Source organism: Microcystis aeruginosa FD4 (assembly GCF_009792235.1).
Taxonomy (GTDB): Bacteria; Cyanobacteriota; Cyanobacteriia; order Cyanobacteriales; family Microcystaceae; genus Microcystis; species Microcystis viridis.
Window position 1 is genome coordinate 753,662 of sequence record NZ_CP046973.1, and the last position, 20,333, is coordinate 773,994.

The following is a 20,333-nucleotide window of genomic DNA, read 5'->3' on the forward strand; positions in this document are numbered from 1 at the left end:
AGCTGTTATAATTAGATCAATGTCCCAGCCAGGGGAAAAACTATGACAACTCTCGACATTTTACCAGAAGTTACCTGTCCCCCCACCGATTTATGGAGTGATGAACCACCCTTGGAAAGTGATTTACACCTGCAACAGATCATAATTCTTCTCAGTTGTCTAGAATTATTATGGCAAGAGAAAAACGATTACTACGCTTCCGGTAATCTGACTATCTACTATAACGAAGAACAACTGAAAAAGCGCGATTTCTGCGGTCCTGATTTTTTTGTGGTTTTAGATACAGAAAAACGTCCCCGCAAAAGTTGGGTGGTTTGGGGAGAACAGGGAAAATATCCCAATGTAATCGTCGAGATTCTTTCCGATTCTACGGCCAATATTGACCGCAATAAAAAGAAAATTCTCTATCAAAATACTTTTCGCACTCCTAATTATTTTTGGTTCGATCCTAATACGTTAGAATGGCAAGGATTTAGACTAATTGAAGGACAATATCAAGCTATTTCTGCCAATGAGCAGGGTTATCTATGGAGTGAACAGTTAGGATTATATTTAGGCATATTTGACCGGAAACTGCGTTATTTTACCGTCGATGGTCAATTGGTTCCCACTCCCCAAGAAGCTGAATTAGAGCAAAGACAAGCAAAGGAACAGATTCTTTTAGAAAGGGAACAGGAACGACAGGCAAAAGAACAGGCTCTTTTAGAAAAGGAACAGGAACGACAGGCAAAGGAACAGATTTTTTTAGAAAAGGAACAGGAACGACAGGCAAAAGAACAGGCTCTTTTAGAAAAAGAACAAGAACGACAAGCTAAGGAAAAATTAGCGGCAAAATTACGAGAATTAGGCATCAATCCTGAGACAATTTAGCCAGTTAAAATTCCCCATCCCTAATTCCTAATTCCTAATTGATAATTTCTCATAGCTGTTATAATTAGATCAATGTCCCAGCCAGGGGAAAAACTATGACAACTCTCGACATTTTACCAGAAGTTACCTGTCCCCCCACCGATTTATGGAGTGATGAACCACCCTTGGAAAGTGATTTACACCTGCAACAGATCATAATTCTTCTCAGTTGTCTAGAATTATTATGGCAAGAGAAAAACGATTACTACGCTTCCGGTAATCTGACTATCTACTATAACGAAGAACAACTGAAAAAGCGCGATTTCTGTGGTCCTGATTTTTTTGTGGTTTTAGATACAGAAAAACGTCCCCGCAAAAGTTGGGTGGTTTGGGGAGAACAGGGGAAATATCCCAATGTAATCGTCGAGATTCTTTCCGATTCTACGGCCAATATTGACCGCAATAAAAAGAAAATTCTCTATCAAAATACTTTTCGCACTCCTAATTATTTTTGGTTCGATCCTAATACGTTAGAATGGCAAGGATTTAGACTAATTGAAGGACAATATCAAGCTATTTCTGCCAATGAGCAGGGTTATCTATGGAGTGAACAGTTAGGATTATATTTAGGCATATTTGACCAGAAACTGCGTTATTTTACCGTCGATGGTCAATTGGTTCCCACTCCCCAAGAAGCTGAATTAGAGCAAAGACAAGCAAAGGAACAGATTCTTTTAGAAAAGGAACAGATTCTTTTAGAAAGGGAACAGATTCTTTTAGAAAGGGAACAGGAACGACAGGCAAAAGAACAGGCTCTTTTAGAAAAAGAACAGATTCTTTCAGAAAAGGAACAGGAACGACAGGCAAAAGAACAGGCTCTTTTAGAAAAAGAACAGGAACGACAAGCTAAGGAAAGATTAGCCGCAAAATTACGAGAATTAGGCATCAATCCCCAGACAATTTAGCTGGTTAAAATCTGCAAACGGCGAGCGATAACCCCTTGAGTTACAATTATCTTGATTTGACTGGATAGACCCGAATGCAACTCACTCCCGAACAATACAAAGAAAAAATGCAGCGCCGCAAGGCAATCCAAGAGGAACGTTTAGCCGAAAAAATCGCTGAGAAAGGTTTAATTATCGTTAATACCGGCGATGGCAAGGGAAAAACCACGGCAGCCCTCGGTATGGTTTTACGTTCCCTCGGTCATGGTTACAAAGTGGCGGTGGTACAATTCATCAAAGGTGCTTGGGAACCCGCCGAACAAAAGATTTTTAGTGTTTGGGGGGAACAAATCGAGTTTTATGCTATGGGGGAAGGTTTCACCTGGGAAACTCAAGACAGGGAAAGAGATATAGAGAAAGCCCAAGAAGCATGGCAAAAAGCCCTAACTTTTCTCGAAAATCCCCAATATCAATTAATTTTACTCGATGAGATCAATATCGCCCTTAAACTTGGCTATCTGGATATTCAGGAAGTTATCGCTGGTTTAGCCCGAAAACCCGATAATTGCCACGTTATTCTCACTGGTAGAGGAGCTTTACCCGAATTAATCGAGATAGCGGATTTAGTCACGGAAATGAAGTTAATTAAACATCCCTTTCGTCAACAGGGAGTGAAAGCGCAACCCGGCATCGAATTTTAATTAGGGTCTGCTGAAAAAGTTTTTCGTGGGGGCAGGGTGTGGGGTATGGGGTGTAGGGTGTAGGGTTTTACCGATTTTGAGGTAGTCAGTTACCTAATTTTCAGGGAAAAAGTACCTGAATTTTACCCCCGATCACCCCCAGGTCCGGCACTTTTGGATTTCAAAAAAGTCTAAAAGCCTTATCCAACAAAGTTTTTAGATTTATTCAGCAAGCCCTAATTAACTACTGCTTAAGCGTTGTACCGTCTCTCCCGACAATAATCGATGAGTTTCGGCGAGAAGATAGGTAATTTTATCAGCGTGGGGACTAGCGGCTAAACAGGCAGTTAAATCGAGTTTTTCTACCTCTTTTGCCTGTTGACCAGGGAACCAATGACCCCCATTCCCCAAGAGATTGTATCTGGCCTTGGCAAAGTCAATCATATCGTAGGCGATAGCGAGATTGCGTAACCAGAGGATAGAACGAATATTGATGTGATTGGGGGTATTTTCCCAGCTAGGTAAACCCATAGACCAAGTTTTCACCCAATTATCGCCTAAACAGTTGATCATCTCCCCTTGCAATCTCTCGATAATTGCCGGTAAAATCTCCTCGGCTCGATCGAGTAAGGGTAAAGTTTTCAGGTGTTCATCAAAATCTGTGGGTTGCGCTGCACCGATACTCAGGGTATGAACGGCCGGATGACTGAGACAGAATAGGTCATTAAAAACCATCGGACTGAGAGGAGAACAGAGAGCGACGAGTTTAGGGGGAGGATTGTAGAGATGGCCGCCCTTATCGGAGGGACTAATGATAAAAACGCCCATATCCTGCTGTTTTGCCGCTTCTATGGCCAGCCAGTTATTCTGAAAAATATAGTACCAGTGCAGATTGAGGTAATCGTAACAATTTGTTGCAATAGTCTTGACAATTATATCAGTTGGTGCATGAGTCGAGAAACCGATAAAACGAACTTTTCCCTGTTGCTGTAATTTTTTCGCCTCTTGCCAACAACCGCCCTCAGCCATAGTGTCATCGAGAATTTCCTCGGTGTTGATGCCATGGATACCCAACAAATCCACATAATCTAACCGTAAAAATTGCAAGGATTGCTCAAATTTACGGCGAAATTCCCGCACATCTTGACTAGGAGAAACTTTCGTCTGCACGATAATCTTTTCCCTCGGTAATTGCGGCAAAATTTTGCCTAATTGCATCTCGGAAGTGCCGTAACCCCTAGCGGTTTCGATGTGATTAATCCCCACTTCCAGAGATTTATTAATGATTGCCTCTAAATTGCCTTGATTCTCGTCGGGAATTTGCGACATTGGCAAATCCTGCCACTGAAATTGATAGCGCATTCCCCCACAGGAAAACACCGGCATTTGTAGATTAGTGCGACCGAAACGACGATACTGCATATATTCAGTTATCAGTTATCAGTTATCAGTTATCAGTTATCAGTTATCAGTTATCAGTTATCAGTTATCAGTTATCAGTGGGGTGATGGGGTTTTAGGGTTTTGGGGTATTAGTTGAAACTTCCCTATGTCCCCATTCTCCCATTACCCCATTCCCTGTTCTCTGTTCCCTAAATTTAATCGGGTACAGTGAGAATTTCGACACCAGTTTCGGTGACGGCGATGGTGTGTTCAAATTGGGCCGAAAGTTTACCATCTTTAGTAATAGCAGTCCAACCGTCTTTTAAGAGAATATGTTGCCAAGTTCCCTCATTAATCATTGGTTCAATGGTGAATACCATGCCGGGGCGAATTGTTTTGCCTTTGCCGCGAATGCCGTAGTGGGGAACCTGCGGACCGGTGTGAAAAACATTACTGATACCATGACCGACAAAATCTCTAACCACCGAAAATCCTTGTCCTTCGGCGTATTCTTGGATAGCGGCGCCGATATCGCCGATTTTACCCCCCGGCTGCACTGCATCTATGCCTCTTTGCAGACATTCTCTGGTCACTTCCACTAACTTTTTGGCCAAGGGGGAGGGAGTACCGACAAAGAAAGTGCACGAGGTATCACCGTGATAACCTTCTAAAATCGGGGTGACATCAATGTTAATAATATCGCCGTCTTTGAGGATTTGATTGGCGCTGGGGATGCCGTGACAGATAACCTCGTTAATGCTAGTACAGATGGACTTAGGAAAACCATGGTATCCTAGGGGCGCACTTTTGGCTCCATGGGCGCGAGTCCAACGTTCTGCCTCGTCATTGATTTCTAGGGTACTTACCCCCGGTTTAACCATATCTGCCAGATGGTCTAACAGTTTAGCCGCTAATCGTCCGGCTCGACGCATTTTTTCAATTTCCCGGGAAGAGAGTAAGGTGATGGTATCGTTGCCCATGAATTATCCGACTGTTGAGAAAGATTCTTGTTACATTTCTTATCCTAGCAAAATCGGGCAGCCTTATGGTTTAGGGGGTTGGGTTATGGAAGTGGGGTGTGGGGTGTGGGGAGATGGGGTGTAGGGTGTAGGGAAATGGGGAAATGGGGAAATGGGGAGAATAAATAAAAATAATCTCCTGACTACTGATCAGTGATAACTGATAACTGATAACTGATCACTGATAACTGATAACTGATCACTGTCTCCCGTCTCCTGACAAGAGAAATTAACCGAATCTACCGGCTACATAATCGCGAGTTTGTTGATTAACTGCATCGGTGAAAATTTTCTGGGTGGTGTCAAATTCCACCAAACGACCGACGCGGGTTTCATCGGCATTAAAAAAGGCCGTGCGATCGGATACTCTAGAGGCCTGTTGCATATTATGGGTGACAATGACGATCGTGTATTGTTCCTTCAACTCATGGATTAATTCCTCGACTTTGAGGGTAGAAAGGGGGTCTAAAGCGGAACAAGGTTCATCCATTAATAATACTTTTGGTTTTACTGCCAAAGCGCGAGCAATACACAATCTTTGTTGTTGTCCTCCCGATAATCCTAAAGCAGATTTATTCAACAGATCTTTAACTTCATTCCGGTAATGATTCGGTAGTAGTGGCGTAGCTCTCTTGCTTACCTGGTATGAATTGTGTAAAATATTTATTAATAAAAATAATTGGAACCCGCTCAGTCTTTAAACCTCTAGCTTGCTCATGACTTTTCTGATAAATATCTTTTTCTGGCTCCTGTCTGGCTTACTCAAATATCAGTCTAGCACCGAACCAAGTCCCCCCCCTAGTTCACCTCTATTCCCCTGTCAAGCGTTGTGGTTCTCACCATAGGATCAAGAATGGTTCTATTCATAAGGGAAAACCCAAACGTCAATGTAAAGAATGTGGTCAACCGTTTGTGATCAATCCCACTAATAAAACCGTGTCTGACGAAACAAAACAATTAATTGACAAACTCTTACTCGAACGAATTTCCTGACGAGGAATTGCTAGAGTAACAGGGGTAATTTGGTCATGTTTACAAAACTATGTCAACAATAAACTGGCGGCTGTCCCCCGTCAAATAAAGGTTTCGGACAAACCAAAAGGTAAATTGGTTGTAGAATGTGATGAGATGTGGTCTTTTGTTTTTTCTAAGATGATAAAGGTCTATATTTGGCGGTTAATTGATAGAAATACAAGAGAAATTATTGGTTGCTATGCGCGGATATAGGAGTCGTCAATCAGCCAGAAAACTTTGGGGCCAGTTTACCAGGCGTTTACCGACAATGTGCGGTTGCTTACACAGACTTTTGGGAGTCCTATAAGACAGTAATTCCTAGTAAACGTCATCGACCGGTCGGAAAAGAAACTGGTCAAACTAATCCTATTGAAAGATTAAATAATACCTTTCGACAAAGGATTTCTCGGCTGGTGAGAGAGAGTCTATCTTTCTCTAAAAAAATGGAGAATCACGTTGGGGAACCCTTTGGTATTTTATCCATGACTACAATGCACAGCAAAGCAAAGGATTAAGCCGCCATCACTACTACCGAATCACCACCGATTCCTTGACCAGTGGTCAGAATCCAAGTCAACAGTCTTTTAATTTCCGCCGCTTTTTTGTTATCAGCATAGTCTCTCGGTACTAATAACCAAGTAATCCCGACGATCGGATAACCACTGCCCGGATCGTCCATATTAGCGGTAAAATCGGCGTTAAACTTGATCCCTTCCATAGCTTTGTTAGCTTGAGCGAGACTCGGTTCAACAAATTGACCGGCTTTATTTTGAACTTTAGCAGTTCTCATGGTTGCCCCTTCGTTTTTGCGGGCAAAGGTATCTTGAACGTAACCGATCGAGCCTTCTGTTTGTCTAACCAGGGCTGCCACACCATCATTTTTCGGTCCTTTGAGAACGGTAAAACCCCAGTTAGGTTCTTTGCTGGTTCCCACTTTACTTTTGAAAGAAGGACTAATAGCACTCAGGTGAGAGGTAAAAATCTCCGTAGTACCACTACCGTCGGCTCTAACCACCACTTTAATGGGTCGGTCGGGCAGTTTCGGATCCACTTGTTTCCAGTTGGTGATCTCGCCACTGAAGATTTTACCCAGGTTAGCCCTGGAAATTTGCAGATTATTTACCCCCGGCAGATTATAAACCACGGCGACGGCTCCTCCGGCGGTGGGAACCAGCAATAAACCGTTTTTCATCTGGCTTTTTTCCGAGGAAGAAGGAGCGGCATCGGAAGCCCCAAAATCGACGGTTCCGGCGATAAATTGCCGAATACCAGCACCGCTACCGACGGAATTATAGTTAACGGTGACACCAGTGGCGTTTTTATAGTCGGCAAAATAACGCTGGTATAGGGGCGCGGGAAAGGAGGCTCCCGCACCGTTCAGGGTTTGGGCGAAAGCTTCTCCCATCGTCCCTGCTAGGGCTGCTGCCGTGGCGAAGGAGACAGCACACACACGAGTTAGGGTAGCAGTTGAGAATATCAGAAATTTTCTGGTTGAAGAATTCTGCACAATTGGGAAAGTTGAACTTTCTTCAAAATATAGTTTAAGGCACAAATATTATTTTTAAATCTAGAAATATTTTAGTTTTTTTTGGTTTAAATAAGATTAAATTTACTTTAATCACTCTTAACCTTTAACCTTGATTATAAAAAGTAGTTAGTTAGTAATTTGATCGGCAAGATTTTCTAGGGAAAATAGACGAGGTTTAAGCCGATGCCAAGAAAAACTAATTGAGATCCCATCATTACAGATTAGATCGGGATAAGCGCATATCAAATACTATAGAAAATTGGTATTTTGCTAGTTAATTTTACTACCTAAGCAAAATTAATTACAGTTCTAAGCTGTTAGCTGTCAGCCGTAAGCCTTGAATCAGTTTCATGGCTCAGTTACCAGTTATCAGATGTGAGTTTTCAATTCACTGATCACTGTTTACTGATAACTGAAAGGTCTCCTGTCTCAACTAGGAAATTAATTGTCCACGACTACTGATAAGTTCTCAAAAATTGCGCCCCTAGTTATCGTTTAAGATCGAACTATCAACCTTGGCCAAATTTGAGAGATAAAGGTAATGGCTCGATCGCACCCCGTTCCTAACTTGCCAGTAGCCCCGGAAAAACGGCAATTCAACCCGCGGTTGCTGTTGCCCCTAGCTGTTGTGATTGCCGCCGGTTATCTCGGTTGGCGACATTTTGCCCCTGTCCCCCCAGCTACGGTACTCAATGTCAGTGGCAGGATTGAAGCAGACGAAACTGATATCGGGGCAAAAACTGGCGGACGAGTAGATCAAATTTTAGTCCGGGAGGGCGATCGAGTCAAAGCAGGACAAGTGATCGCAGTAATCGTCGATGAGGAAGTTAATCAACAACTGCAAGCAGCGATCGCGTCTGTTCACGCCGCCCGACAAGAGGAAGCACAAGCATTGTTAGATATTAGCGTGGCCGAAAGTCGCATTCAAGAAGCCGAGGCCAATTTAGCCCAAGCAAAAGAAGACTCCTCCGGACGAGTTAGCCAAGCGAGTGCCAACGTTGCTGCCGGTCAAGCGGCAGTAGAACAGGCAAAAGCGGAGGTAAAACAGGCAGAAGCGGCAATAATCAGGGCAGAAGCCCAATTAAAACTGGCTTTAGCCGATCGGGAACGTTACGATCAACTATTTAGGCAAGGAGTAGTTAGCCAGCAACAATTCGATCGCACCCGCACCGATGCCGACGCAGCCAAAGCAGACTTAGACACCGCTAAAGCGACTCTCGTGGCACGACAAGCCGCCGTTAACACTGCCAGGCAGCAACTGCGAGCAGCGCAGGGAAATTTAGCCCAAACCCGTTCCACCGCCCTTAATTCCGTCATTCGCAGTAATCAGTTAAGTGCTTACCAACAACAAAAAGAACAAGCTAAGGCCCGATTGGCCATAGCCCGGGCAAATTTACAAGCAGCGATCGCTAATCAACAACAATTACAAAAACGTCTCGACTCCATGCAGGTAAAAAGTCCCATTAATGGCATCGTTCAGGATCGTCCCTTGCAACCCGGGGCCGTAGTTACCAGTGGGAAAACCCTGCTCACCGTCATCGATCCCCAATCGATCTATCTGCGCGCCTATATACCAGAAGGGGACATCGGCAAAATTTATGTGGGCAAACCAGCGCAGGTATTTCTCGACTCCGATCCCGATCGCCCCTTAGCTGCTAAAGTGAGTGCGATCGATCTAAAAGCTGCCTTTACTCCCGAAAATATTTACTTCCAAAAAGATCGCGTCCGGCAGGTATTTGGGGTGAGATTGGCGATCGATCAGTCGCAAACCTACGCTAAACCCGGGATGCCCGCCGATGCTAAAATTGACTTGAAATAGCCATGGTTTCCCCCACCGATAGCTCTTTATCCCCCGTAATTGAAGTCGTCAACCTCCAGAAAAACTACGGCAATTTTGCCGCCGTCAGAGGGATAAATTTCCAAGTCTATCCAGGGGAAATTTTTGGCTTAATTGGTCCAGATGGAGCGGGAAAAACCACCACCTTTCACATTCTGGGCGGGGTGATCAACCCATCGGGTGGTTATGTGGATTTAGAGGGAAAAAAGCCCCGTCACGTCCGTCAAACTATCGGCTATTTAACCCAACAATTTTCCCTCTATCTTGACCTCAGCATTGATGAAAACCTGCGTTATGTGGCCAATTTGCGCCGAGTAACCGAGAGGGATTGGCAAGCGCGTCGGGATAAATATTTAACTTTAATGAACCTGAAGGGCATCGGCGATCGCCTTGCTGGTCAACTTTCCGGGGGCATGAAACAAAAACTCGCCCTCTGTTGCGCCCTGATTTCCCGTCCCCAAATCCTACTTCTCGATGAACCCACCACCGGAGTTGATCCCGTCTCTCGGCGAGAATTTTGGGATATTTTAGCCACTTTAGCCCGCGAAGGTATAACAATTGTGGTGGCTACTCCCTACCTCGATGAAGCGGAACGTTGTCACCGCATCGCTTTGATGTACGAGGGAGAAATTCACGAGATCGGAACCCTCAGCCAATTGCGCCAACGCCTCGGTTTACAACGTCTGGAAATTCGATCGCCCGATATCGCCGCTACCGCCGAAAAAATACTTCTTTTGGTAGATGGACAAAATATTAATGACGTGCAGTTATTTGGTGATCGTCTAGATGTGTTAACTGGCAATCCCCAGCAAGCAACCAGAATTATTCAGAATGCGATCGATCATCTCAGCGCTATCCACCCTAGCGAGGCAACCCTAGAAAACGTCTTTGTCACCCGTTTGCGACAACAGGGTTCCGATCCCCCTTTTATCCCCTTACCAAAGTTTAAATCCGAGACCATCACCACGGGAATAGCGATCGATGCTAGGGATTTGCGGAAAACCTTCGCTAATTTTTGCGCCGTCAAAGGTGTTACTTTAACCATTGACTACGGAGAAATATACGGGTGGGGCAAACGGTGCGGGAAAAACCACCACGATTAAAATGCTGTGTGGGCTACTTTCCGCCTCTGGGGGCGAGATTTCCTTAGCCCGGCGTAGTCAAGACCTGCGTAATCCCTTCTTACGGCAAAAAATCGGTTATATGAGTCAAAAATTCACCCTTTATGATGATCTCACTGTGATCGAAAATCTGGAATTTTACTGCGGGGTTTATGGGGTTCCCCCGCGCTACCGTCAGCAAAAAATCGCTTGGGTTTTGGAAACGGTGGGATTAATCGGACGGGAAACAATGTTAACCGGAAGACTACCGGGAGGATGGAAACAACGCGTCGCTTTTGGCGCTTCCGTCATGCACGAACCAGAGATACTATTTCTCGATGAACCCACTTCTGGAGTTGATCCCCTAGCGCGACGACAATTCTGGCGCTTGATTAACGATTTGGCTCGTCAGGGAACTGCGGTATTAGTGACAACCCATTATCTCGAAGAAGCGGAACAATGCAATCGTCTGGGTTTTATGGTAGCTGGAGAAGTGGTGATGCAAGGTTCCCCCAGTCAAATTAAAGCAGCACAACCGGGGCAATTAATCGAATTACGTCTCGATCGAGTGCAACAAGCGGCAGAAATTTTAAAAACCCGTTTACAAGCTTGGCGCGTCTCGATTTTTGGCGATTGCTTGCACCTCACTCTCGATCATGCCGACAGGGAAATTCCAGAGATAAAAAAGATTGTCAGCACCGCGGGAATACAGGTACAATCCTTGCGTTTGCTTCCCTTTTCTTTAGAAGATGCATTTATCAGCGTTGTGCAGAGAATTAATGAGGGTTGATCAAGCTTTTTGCCGGTAACTTGGATAATATATAGTTAGTAAAAGTATAGTCAAATATAGACAGACTGAATTCCATTTCAGAAATTCCCTTCACTTTTACTTCGAGAGATTGATTCTCCTTGGGTGAACTACGCACCTCTCTATCCCATAGCGGTTAAACGCATTTGGGAATGCTTTTCGTAAAATATTGTAGGAACCTATGACATCAGATTGAACCAGAATCCCCTTATCTGTACGATATAACCCTCGTTTAATCCTTTTTCCTGAAAACACTGGCTTTTCAGTTGTTTGTCCATACACTGGTAGGGGGTCTAAATTCAAAAAATTAGCAACGGAGGTATAGGATTCCTCTTGAATAATCACTTTAATTCCTACTAATTGACATTGATAACTAATCATGTCAATTAATCGAGCATGAGGGATGGTCACAAACTTTTGATTATTGACTTTCCCTAAGTTTACCTCTTGTTTCCAACCGTCATTTTTCCCAATTACTAAAGTTGTTATCTCTTGGTCAACTAAGAGATTGACTAAATAACGACTAGCCTGATGAAGATAATCATCTACTTTCTGATTTCGACATCGAGTTAAACGGCGAATCCTCTGGGAACTTTGACGATTGCCTTTTAACAGAGATTGTAACTTAGCTCGACGTTGGTTATAAAATTGATTCAGGCTTTTTAACGGTCTGCCATTAATCAACAAAGGGATAAAATCCGGTTGATTTGAAGTTACAGCCATCAAATTATCTATGCCTAAATCTATCGCAGCTATCTTTTCATTAGGAGCTAAGAACTGTTCAGTTTTCTCATAAATTACCTCGATTACATAACAATCACATTTAGGAACTATTCTGACTTCTGCTATGCGCTCCGCAACTCTCGTCGGCAATGCAATTGATGTCCCTGATAGCTTGACTAATCCTTGCTTAAGACCTACTTTGCTGATGGCTTGAATTGTGTAAACTAAGAGATTTCTTCCTTTTTTTGGCTCCTTATAGCCAGGGATTTTGGGTTTGACCAGAAATTTATCGGGGTGACTTTTAAACTCGGATGAAGCGGCAAAAAATGATTGCCAGTTCCGGTCTAATCCTCTTAAAACTTGTTGGGAAACTTTAGCAGGTAAAGCTTGATACTGTTCTGTCTTTGACCTCAGAGAGGCCATCTGATTATAGGTCAAATAGCCATGGCCATAAATGAAGTTTTGTCGGATTAAATAATTGGCTGAGTTGTAGAGATTTTTAGACTGCCAAGATAAATTATCTATCTCAGCCCAAAATCGATGTCCTTTCTTGATAATGTGTCTTTCTGCTCCTAACATTATTCTCCGTTATCTTTTAACTCAGCTATAATCTTTTCTGTCTTTCTTTTCGACCTTTTTAATCCGTAAATTCGAGAACAAAAAGAGGTAATAATGGCTATTAAATCTGACATCAACTCATCTTGCTTATCCTCACTTTGATTGACAATTTCCAGTTTTTTATCTAGTTCTTTTAACAAGATTTCTAGATAATTAGTCCCCAATCTGGCTAGACGCTCTTTGTGTTCAACAATTAAAACATTATAATTGGGGTCAACTAGAATTTTGGCTAATTGTTGGCGATTATCGTCTAATCCACTGCCTACTTCTTTGACAACTTTGTAGATTTTGTAGCCTCTGGCAACAGCATAATCTTTTAATCGGTCAGCTTGTCTATCTAGATTGTCTTTATTTTCGGCGCTGGAAACTCTTGCATAAATGCAAGCTATCAAGTCGGGTTTTGAATGGTTGTCATCCGTTATGATAATTGTACCCGAAGGCAATTGATAGCCTGTTAAATTCCCTTGTTTCCACCACCTCCAAGCCGTTCGATAACTTATTCCTGTTTTTTTTGCATAGTCTGATAGTTTCCTATCTATATATTACCATGCCTGACTATATCTGACCATATTTGTATTGAAACTTTACAATACCCGTTGGCTAATCTTTACTCCTGATCTGGGGATTGTCCGAAAAGATGCTCTACGATTCGCTTAACTTCTGTACGGATACCAGTGACTTCGTTGCGGAAAAACTGCCGATCGCTCTCAGCTTGAGTGATAAATTGATTTAAGCGCTCGTTGGTTCGTTCCAGACTCGCTGCTATTGTCCTAACCTCACGGGTTAGCTGTGCTATATCTTCTCGATTCTGTTGCGTGAGGACAACGGTAGCCTGTAGTATGCTCTCGATCCGTTCTAATCTTTCATCCGTCATCGGTTACAATCCCTTTAGAGCTTTTTATCTGTCTCTCTACTGAGAATTATATAGGGTTTGCTGAATAAATCTAAAAACCTTGTTGGATAATGTCTTTGGGCTTTTTTGAAATCAAAAAGTACCGGGTATGGGAGTGATCGGGGGGAAAATTCGGGGACTTTTTCCCTGAAAATTAGGTAGTTGACCACCTGAAAATCGGTAAAACCCTACACCCTACACCCTACACCCCACACCCTACACCCCACACCCTGCCACCACGAGAAACTTTTTGCCGCAAACCCCACTTAGACATCAAAAGGGTGTGATAAGTTCCCTAAAAATGCCGTAAAAATTTATCCGTAATCGGGCAATTTTATGAAACGAATTCTCTCCCAATGTCGTAAGGAATTAGTGCAGTTTAGTCGTGATCGACTTACCCTCGCCCTCGCTTTCATTTTGCCCGTGATGACTCTTTTTATCTTTGGTTTTGCTATTCGTTTAGAGGCGAAAGATATACCGCTTTTAGTGCAAGATCAAGATCGAACAGTTTTTAGTCAAAATTATAGCGATCACTTGTTCTCCACTAATTTATTTATTCCCGTGGTTTGGGAAGGCAACCCTGAAACCGCTTTAGATCGAGGTATTGCTAGGGCAATTGTTGTGATTCCTCCCGATTTTAGTCGTAATCTCAAAGCTAATAAAACTGCCGAAATTCAAGCAATTGTTGATGGTACAGATGCTAATAATGCCCGAATTATTCGCAATGCGATTAAAGCGACTACCCGCTCTTTTTTACAAGCAGAAAACTTAATTTCCTCCACTATTCCTATCGAAACTGCCACCCGACTTTGGTTTAATCCGGGACGACAAGAATCTCTCTATATTGTACCGGGGGTTTATGCTGTGGTTTTATGGATTTTTCCCTCACTTTTATCAGCGATCGCCATGGTACGAGAAAAGGAAAAAGGCACAATTTTACAAGTTTATGCCTCCGCTCTCACTGCCGAAGAATTAATACTAGGTAAATCCCTCGCTTATCTAATAGTAGGAATCGGAATCGCTATCGGAGTTATGGGTTTAGGTAGTCTCATTTTTCAATTAAATTTTGTCGGTGATCCAATGCCATTACTATTAGGAACTATCCTCTATTTATGGGCAAGTGTGATGTTTGGATTAATGTTAGGTGCGCGTACCAGTAATCAAAATTCTGCGGTGCAAGGTGTTTCTTTAGTGGGTTTTCTCACTGCTTTATTACTCAGTGGTTTTATTTATCCGTTAAGTAATATTCCCTTTCCCCTCTCTTTAGTATCAAATATAGTTCCCGCTCGTTATTATATCGAAATTACTAGAGATGCTTTTGTCAGGGGTGTGGGTTGGGCGGGTATTGCCGATAATTTAGTGATCATTTTCCTCTTGGGAATGGTCTTATTTTTATTGGCAATAAAAGCTCTATCAAGAATGCAGTTAGGAGAATAATAAGATGTTTAAGCAATTATTTACAGGTCGTTTTTTCTCTTTAGTTATTAAAGAAATTCGCCAGATATTACGCAACAAACAGTTAATTATTCTCTTGATTTTACCCCCAACTATTCAACTATTAATTTATGGATTTGCGCTTAATCCCGATGTGCATCATATCAAATTAGGAATAGTCGATTATGCCGCTACTGCTGAAAGTCGCTCTCTCAGCGCTGCTTTTACCGAAAATCAGATTTTTGATGCCGAAATGATCACTTTTGATGAGAAGACATTAACCCAACAGGTGGAAACAGGAAAATTAACCGCCGGTTTGATAATTCCTCCCGAATTTAGTCGCAATCTCACCCAAGAAAAAACCGCATCTATTCAAGTTTTTATCGATGGAGTGGATGCCAATACCGCAGGAATTGCTAAGGGTTATATCAATCAAATTGTGCAAGAATTCGGCACGGGAAAAGTTAATCAAAATCGGCCACTTCCCATCTCAACACAAGTAATTTTCTTTTATAATCCCGGACTTTCTAGCAGTTGGTTTTTTGTCCCCGGAGTCATGGGATTAGTATTAACTTTAATCGGTTCTATCGTTTCTTCCATCACCGTTGTTAAAGAAAAAGATACGGGAACTCTCGAACAATTACTGATGACTCCGGCCGCTGCTTGGGAGATTTTGTTAGCTAAAGTTGTGCCTTTATTCATCCTCCTTTTGGGTGATGTTTTGTTAGCATTAACCATCGGTAAAGTGATTTTTAATGTGCCATTTCGGGGCAACTTTTTCCTATTTATGGCTTTAGCTAGTCTCTATATTTTTGTTAGTATTGGTGTCGGTATTATGTTAGCGACAATCTGTCAATCCCAACAGCAGGTAGTGTTAACCACCTTTTTTATCAATTTACCCATGGTACAACTATCAGGAGCGATCGCACCGATTGAAACCATGCCGCCATTTTTTCAATATCTCTCTCTTTTTAATCCTCTCCGTCACTACATAGCTATTATCCGCGGTATTCTTTTAAAAGGTGTCGGTTTAGAAGCTTTATGGGTTCATGTATTGGCTCTGATTGGTTTCGCTGTGATACTTTTAACTATTAGTGCCAAACGTTTTCGCAATCAGTTAAGTTAGGGAAAAAATTAATCTATCCCGGAGTCATGAATAACGATTAATTATTAATACTCTAACCAAAACGACCGCTAACATAATCTTTAGTGGACTCTTGAGCAGGATTTTGAAAGATAACCTCGGTGCGATCATATTCCACTAAATAACCCACTTTACCACCTTTTGGGGTCGGTTCAGCATTATAAAAAGCCGTTAAATCAGAAACCCGCGATGCTTGTTGCATATTGTGGGTGACAATAACTATAGTATATTGGGTTTTCAATTCGTGAATTAACTCCTCAATTTTTAGGGTAGAAATTGGATCGAGTGCCGCACAGGGTTCATCCATTAAAACAACTTCTGGTTTAACCGCAATAGCGCGAGCAATACACAACCTTTGTTGTTGTCCTCCGGATAAAGCTAAACCACTTTCTTTGAGTTTATCTTTAACATCATCCCAGAGAACGGCCTTTTTTAAAGATTCCTCTACTAATTGATCCATATCACCAGTGTAACCATTTAAGCGCGCCCCAAAAGCAATATTTTCATAGATAGATTTAGGAAAAGGATTCGGTTTCTGAAACACCATACCAATACGACTGCGTAACCCGATAGGATTAACGGAATTACCATAAATATCTTGACCGCGAAAGGTAACTTTTCCCTCAATTTTGGCACTTTTAACCAGATCATTCATGCGATTAAAACAGCGCAAAACCGTACTTTTTCCGCAGCCAGAGGGACCAATAAAAGCGATCGCTTTTTTCTCAGGAATATCAAGGTTAACATCACGAACAGCGAGATTAGAACCATAGTAAACATTTAAGTTTTTGGTTCTCAAAACCGCATCGGTAACAACATCGGTACTATACATAATTTTCAAAGGAAAAAGAAGATGGGTGTTTTTTTCAGTAACCAGTAAACAGTAATCAGTAATCAGTGAAAAGAAAACTCCCAACTTGCCACTTCATACTGTTCACTGAAAACTCACATCTGATAACTGATAACTGATAACTGATAACTGAATTTAGCCAAAACGTCCACTAACATAATCTTTAGTTGCTTGTTCTTGAGGATCACCGAAGATTTTGTCCGTATGATCAAACTCGACTAAATAACCAATTTTGCCACCTTTATCGGTGGGTTCAGCGTTATAAAAAGCCGTTAAATCTGCTACTCTAGTAGCTTGTTGCATATTGTGAGTAACAATAATAATTGTATAACGTTCTTTTAATTCGTGCATTAATTCCTCAACTTTTAAAGTTGAAATTGGATCGAGTGCCGAACAGGGTTCATCCATTAATAATACTTCTGGTTGAGCGGCAATAGCGCGAGCAATACATAATCTTTGTTGTTGTCCCCCCGATAGGGAAAAACCGCTTTCTTTCAGTTTATCTTTTACTTCTTCCCAGAGAGCAGCCCGACGCAAGGATTTTTCTACTAATTCATCCAAATCGCCTTTATAACCATTTAATCGCGCTCCGTAAACCACATTATCATAAATGGATTTGGGAAAAGGATTAGGGCGCTGGAACACCATACCGATATATTTTCTTACTTCGACAGGATCCACCTCTTGAGAGTAAATATCCTGGTTATGATAAAAAACTTTGCCGTCAATACGAAAACCGTGAATTAAATCATTGAGACGATTAAAACACCTGAGAATGGTACTTTTTCCGCATCCAGACGGTCCGATAAAAGCGGTGACTCTATTTTTGGGAATATCGATCGAAACGTCTCGTACTGCCCGATAATTGCCATAGTAAATATCAGCCTTATCGACCTTTAAAACGGTTCCTGTAGAATGGGGGTTAGAGTTAGTTAGCATAAATTATTTACCTTGAATTTGGCTAATTGAGGAATTGGAAAGATAGGTAGATTTTTACTTAAATATCCCTTTTTGCTTTTCACTTTTTCCCTGACTTAATAGGTTTTCTGGCGCGTGGCTAAACGGGATAAAATGTTAGTTAACAACACCAAAAGCACCAGAATTAAAGCACCTGCCCAAGCTAATTGCTGTTGAGGGGCAAAAGGGGCAGTAGCAAAGTTGAAAACTAAGACCGAAAGGGTGGCAATCGGTTCAAAGACACCCCGAGGCCAAAAGTTAGAGAATAATGCCGTAAAAATTAAGGAGGCGGTTTCTCCGGCAGCCCTAGCAATTGCTAAGGTCACACCGGTCAAAATAGCGGGAACTGCGGCAGGAAGGACGATTTTTAGGACGGTTTGGTAGTTATAGGCCCCTAAACCCATGGCTGCCCAGCGGATGTCTTGGGGAACGATTTTTAAAGCCTCATCGGTGGTTCTAATAATAGTCGGTAACATTAACACCGCTAAACCGATCGAACCGGCAAGGGCAGAAAAGCCTAAAAGGGCTGTTCCTTCGCCAAATAAGGGGGCAACTAACAAACCGTAGGCGAAAACCCCGACAATAATCGAAGGGACACCCGCTAAAACGTTGGTAGCGAAGCGCACACCCTGGGCAAGTTTGTTATCACCGCTAAATTCCGAGAGATAAACCGCCGCTAAAACGCCGATGGGAACTGCGATCGCCGTGGCTAGGGCAACGACGATAATTGTGCCTAAAATGGCGTTAGCGATGCCTCCCCCCCCTAACCCCGGCGGTGGTGGTAATTTAGTAAAGAGATTAGCGTTTAAACGACCCACCCCTTGCACAAAAACGAAGCCTAGGACGGCAAAGAGGGGAATCACGGTGACAGCTAAACATAAAGCCGAGAGAACGGTCATAATTGTCCCCAATAGCGATCGAGGACTACTCGGTTTCTTTTTGAGATTATTGCCTAAATTCGCACTATCCATATCAGTTATCAGTGAGCAGTAATCAGTTATCAGTGAACAGTAAGTAGGTAGGTGTTAAAAGTTGTCGGACACCCCCCCTTATCAAGGGGGGATTAAGGGTAGGGTTGATTCATGAATCAACCCTACTATGAATCAACCCTAGGATTAAGGGGGAATTAAGGGAGGATCGAAGCTAAAATCCATTTTTAATTTAATTATAACCAGCTACTTAAACAGTTATCAGTAATCAGTAATCAGTAATCAGTGAACAGTAATCAGTTATCAGTGATTAGTAAACAGTGAAAAGTGAAAATACAGCAGTAAACTGCCATTTGATGATGAACACTTAATACATAGGCTTTTCTGGTTTCTGTGTGGAAACGAGGTCTATACTGATAGTTTTTTCCGCAAAATAGTCCTAAAAGTGTTGCCTAGTAAGCATTTCACGATTCCATAAGCAAAAATTATCAAACAAAGTCGAGAATATCCATACATACTGCTCACTCAAAACTTAAAACTTAAAACTCAAAACTGATAACTGATAACTGATAACTGATAACTGACGACCGATGGCTTAATACTTAGCTTTGACGCGATTAACGATTAATTCTGCGAAGATATTGACTACTAGGGTCAAAACCAAGAGAACAAAACCCGCATACATGAGTGCCGATACTTGCATTCCCGATGCTTCGGCGAATTGGTTAGCCAATAAGGAAGCGATCGTGTTAGCGGGAGCGAGAATAGAGGCACTAATGCGGTTAGAATTGCCGATAATCATCGTTACTGCCATGGTTTCCCCTAAAGCGCGCCCTAAAGCTAACATAATCCCCCCGACAATCCCAGAAAAAGCGGCAGGAATTAATACCCGAAAAATCGTTTCCCAACGGGTTGCCCCCAAACCTAGGGAAGCTTGCCGCAAATCTGGCGGTAAAGCGGCCAAAGAGTCACGAGAGATAGCGATAATAATCGGCAGGATCATAATTGCTAAAATTACCCCCGCGGGTAACATCCCTGGCCCCCCTAAAGGCGTGCTAAACAGAGGAATCCAACTAAAATTAGCATTTAACCAGTTACCAAGGGGTCTGAGGATAGGAATCAGTACAAATATACCCCATAATCCGTAAACAACACTGGGAATAGCGGCCAAAAGTTGTACGAGAAAAACTAAAATTGTCCGCGCATTTAAGGGAATAAAATCTTCGCTTAAAAAAATGGCTGAACCGATACCGAGGGGAACAGCAATCAGGAGGGCAATCAGAGAACTAACGAGAGTTCCGTAGATAACGGGCAGAACTCCGAATTCTTCCCGACCGCGCACGGGATTCCAAGCGCTACTGGTCAAAAATCCCAGACCAAAGGTTTGAATCGCTGGTAGGGCCCGAATAAAAATAACCAGGGCAATTAGGAGCAAAATTACCCCAATAGCGATGGCAAAGGCGGTAGTTAATCCAACAAAGCCTTTATCGAGGATTTTTTCCGATTCTGGACGTTCTTTGAAAGTTGAGTCGGGCGAAACTGTGGGCGCACTCATGATTAGGGTTAAAATCCAGCTAGTTTGAGGTAGCTAAGGTCGAAATTGGCCTTTCTACAATATTATTGTA

19 protein-coding genes and 2 pseudogenes are annotated in these 20,333 nt (G+C 42.5%); 10 read left to right on the forward strand and 11 right to left on the reverse strand.

The window, feature by feature from the left end:
• Positions 1–42 precede the first annotated feature (42 nt).
• The 3 genes from GQR42_RS03915 (at position 43) to cobO (ending at position 2,494) form a co-directional block, all read left to right on the forward strand.
• Positions 43–870: a Uma2 family endonuclease gene (locus GQR42_RS03915; protein WP_158198979.1), complete on the forward strand. Its 828-nt coding sequence runs from the start codon at positions 43–45 to the stop codon at positions 868–870.
• A gap of 95 nt (positions 871–965) precedes the next feature.
• On the forward strand, positions 966–1,814 hold the full coding sequence (locus GQR42_RS03920; RefSeq protein WP_158198980.1) for a Uma2 family endonuclease: 849 nt from the start codon (positions 966–968) through the stop codon (positions 1,812–1,814).
• 74 nt (positions 1,815–1,888) lie between these two features.
• The gene (gene cobO, locus GQR42_RS03925; RefSeq protein ID WP_158198981.1) at positions 1,889–2,494 is read left to right on the forward strand and encodes a cob(I)yrinic acid a,c-diamide adenosyltransferase; all 606 of its coding nucleotides are present in this window, start codon (positions 1,889–1,891) and stop codon (positions 2,492–2,494) included.
• 219 nt (positions 2,495–2,713) lie between these two features.
• Here the strand turns inward: cobO and GQR42_RS03930 are convergent, their stop codons facing one another.
• Positions 2,714–3,895: an aldo/keto reductase gene (locus GQR42_RS03930; protein WP_158198982.1), complete on the reverse strand. Its 1,182-nt coding sequence runs from the start codon at positions 3,893–3,895 to the stop codon at positions 2,714–2,716.
• 175 nt (positions 3,896–4,070) lie between these two features.
• Positions 4,071–4,835 (reverse strand): type I methionyl aminopeptidase, encoded by a 765-nt coding sequence (gene map, locus GQR42_RS03935; RefSeq protein ID WP_158198983.1) that lies wholly within the window; start codon positions 4,833–4,835, stop codon positions 4,071–4,073.
• Here map and GQR42_RS29390 point away from each other — a divergent pair.
• Complete coding sequence (locus GQR42_RS29390; protein ID WP_257792613.1) at positions 4,834–4,959, forward strand: hypothetical protein; 126 nt, start codon at positions 4,834–4,836, stop codon at positions 4,957–4,959. The genes map and GQR42_RS29390 overlap by 2 nt on opposite strands.
• 144 nt (positions 4,960–5,103) lie before the next feature.
• Here the strand turns inward: GQR42_RS29390 and GQR42_RS03940 are convergent.
• Positions 5,104–5,472 (reverse strand): annotated as a pseudogene (locus GQR42_RS03940) (phosphate ABC transporter ATP-binding protein); the annotation flags it as partial.
• Between the two features lie 170 nt (positions 5,473–5,642).
• On the opposite strand from GQR42_RS03940, the pseudogene GQR42_RS03945 reads away from it, so the two are divergent.
• A pseudogene (locus GQR42_RS03945) lies at positions 5,643–6,384 on the forward strand (IS1 family transposase); the annotation flags it as partial.
• A 15-nt stretch (positions 6,385–6,399) separates the two neighbouring features.
• Here the strand turns inward: GQR42_RS03945 and pstS are convergent.
• On the reverse strand, positions 6,400–7,368 hold the full coding sequence (gene pstS, locus GQR42_RS03950) for a phosphate ABC transporter substrate-binding protein PstS (RefSeq protein WP_158202374.1): 969 nt from the start codon (positions 7,366–7,368) through the stop codon (positions 6,400–6,402).
• A gap of 589 nt (positions 7,369–7,957) precedes the next feature.
• Here pstS and GQR42_RS03955 point away from each other — a divergent pair.
• The 3 genes from GQR42_RS03955 to GQR42_RS28300 are packed head-to-tail and all read left to right on the forward strand — an operon-like array spanning position 7,958 to position 11,143.
• On the forward strand, positions 7,958–9,235 hold the full coding sequence (locus tag GQR42_RS03955) for an HlyD family secretion protein (protein WP_158198984.1): 1,278 nt from the start codon (positions 7,958–7,960) through the stop codon (positions 9,233–9,235).
• 2 nt (positions 9,236–9,237) lie between these two features.
• Positions 9,238–10,356, forward strand: a complete 1,119-nt coding sequence (locus GQR42_RS28295; protein ID WP_233271257.1) for an ABC transporter ATP-binding protein — start codon at positions 9,238–9,240, stop codon at positions 10,354–10,356.
• Positions 10,298–11,143 (forward strand): ABC transporter ATP-binding protein, encoded by an 846-nt coding sequence (locus GQR42_RS28300; protein ID WP_233271258.1) that lies wholly within the window; start codon positions 10,298–10,300, stop codon positions 11,141–11,143. Before GQR42_RS28295 ends, GQR42_RS28300 begins: the two co-directional genes overlap by 59 nt.
• Positions 11,144–11,239: 96 nt before the next feature.
• Here GQR42_RS28300 and GQR42_RS03965 read toward each other — a convergent pair whose 3' ends face one another.
• The 3 genes from GQR42_RS03965 to GQR42_RS03975 form a co-directional block, all read right to left on the reverse strand.
• On the reverse strand, positions 11,240–12,463 hold the full coding sequence (locus GQR42_RS03965; RefSeq protein ID WP_158198985.1) for an RNA-guided endonuclease InsQ/TnpB family protein: 1,224 nt from the start codon (positions 12,461–12,463) through the stop codon (positions 11,240–11,242).
• Entirely contained in the window at positions 12,463–13,041 is a 579-nt protein-coding gene (locus tag GQR42_RS03970; protein WP_158202375.1) for an IS607 family transposase, read from the reverse strand. Before GQR42_RS03970 ends, GQR42_RS03965 begins: the two co-directional genes overlap by 1 nt.
• Before the next feature lie 68 nt (positions 13,042–13,109).
• Positions 13,110–13,376: a hypothetical protein gene (locus GQR42_RS03975; RefSeq protein WP_002789481.1), complete on the reverse strand. Its 267-nt coding sequence runs from the start codon at positions 13,374–13,376 to the stop codon at positions 13,110–13,112.
• Between the two features lie 354 nt (positions 13,377–13,730).
• Here GQR42_RS03975 and GQR42_RS03980 point away from each other — a divergent pair, with 354 nt between their 5' ends.
• Together GQR42_RS03980 and GQR42_RS03985 are read left to right on the forward strand one after the other, a co-directional pair.
• Positions 13,731–14,831 carry an ABC transporter permease gene (locus GQR42_RS03980; protein ID WP_158198986.1) on the forward strand — a complete coding sequence of 367 codons (1,101 nt, stop codon included), beginning with the start codon at positions 13,731–13,733 and terminating at the stop codon, positions 14,829–14,831.
• Positions 14,832–14,835: 4 nt separating this feature from the next.
• Positions 14,836–15,954, forward strand: coding sequence for an ABC transporter permease (locus tag GQR42_RS03985; protein ID WP_158198987.1), 1,119 nt, complete (start codon positions 14,836–14,838; stop codon positions 15,952–15,954).
• Positions 15,955–16,006: 52 nt separating this feature from the next.
• On the opposite strand, the gene pstB (GQR42_RS03990) is transcribed toward GQR42_RS03985, so the two are convergent.
• The 4 genes from pstB (GQR42_RS03990) to pstC form a co-directional block, all read right to left on the reverse strand.
• Positions 16,007–16,804, reverse strand: coding sequence for a phosphate ABC transporter ATP-binding protein PstB (gene pstB / locus GQR42_RS03990; protein WP_002789477.1), 798 nt, complete (start codon positions 16,802–16,804; stop codon positions 16,007–16,009).
• 153 nt (positions 16,805–16,957) lie between these two features.
• A complete protein-coding gene (gene pstB, locus GQR42_RS03995; RefSeq protein WP_158198988.1) occupies positions 16,958–17,761 on the reverse strand; it encodes a phosphate ABC transporter ATP-binding protein PstB in 804 nt (267 codons plus the stop codon).
• Between the two features lie 95 nt (positions 17,762–17,856).
• Complete coding sequence (pstA, locus tag GQR42_RS04000; protein ID WP_002789476.1) at positions 17,857–18,750, reverse strand: phosphate ABC transporter permease PstA; 894 nt, start codon at positions 18,748–18,750, stop codon at positions 17,857–17,859.
• A gap of 553 nt (positions 18,751–19,303) precedes the next feature.
• Complete coding sequence (gene pstC / locus GQR42_RS04005) at positions 19,304–20,263, reverse strand: phosphate ABC transporter permease subunit PstC (RefSeq protein ID WP_151696972.1); 960 nt, start codon at positions 20,261–20,263, stop codon at positions 19,304–19,306.
• Positions 20,264–20,333: the final 70 nt, after the last annotated feature.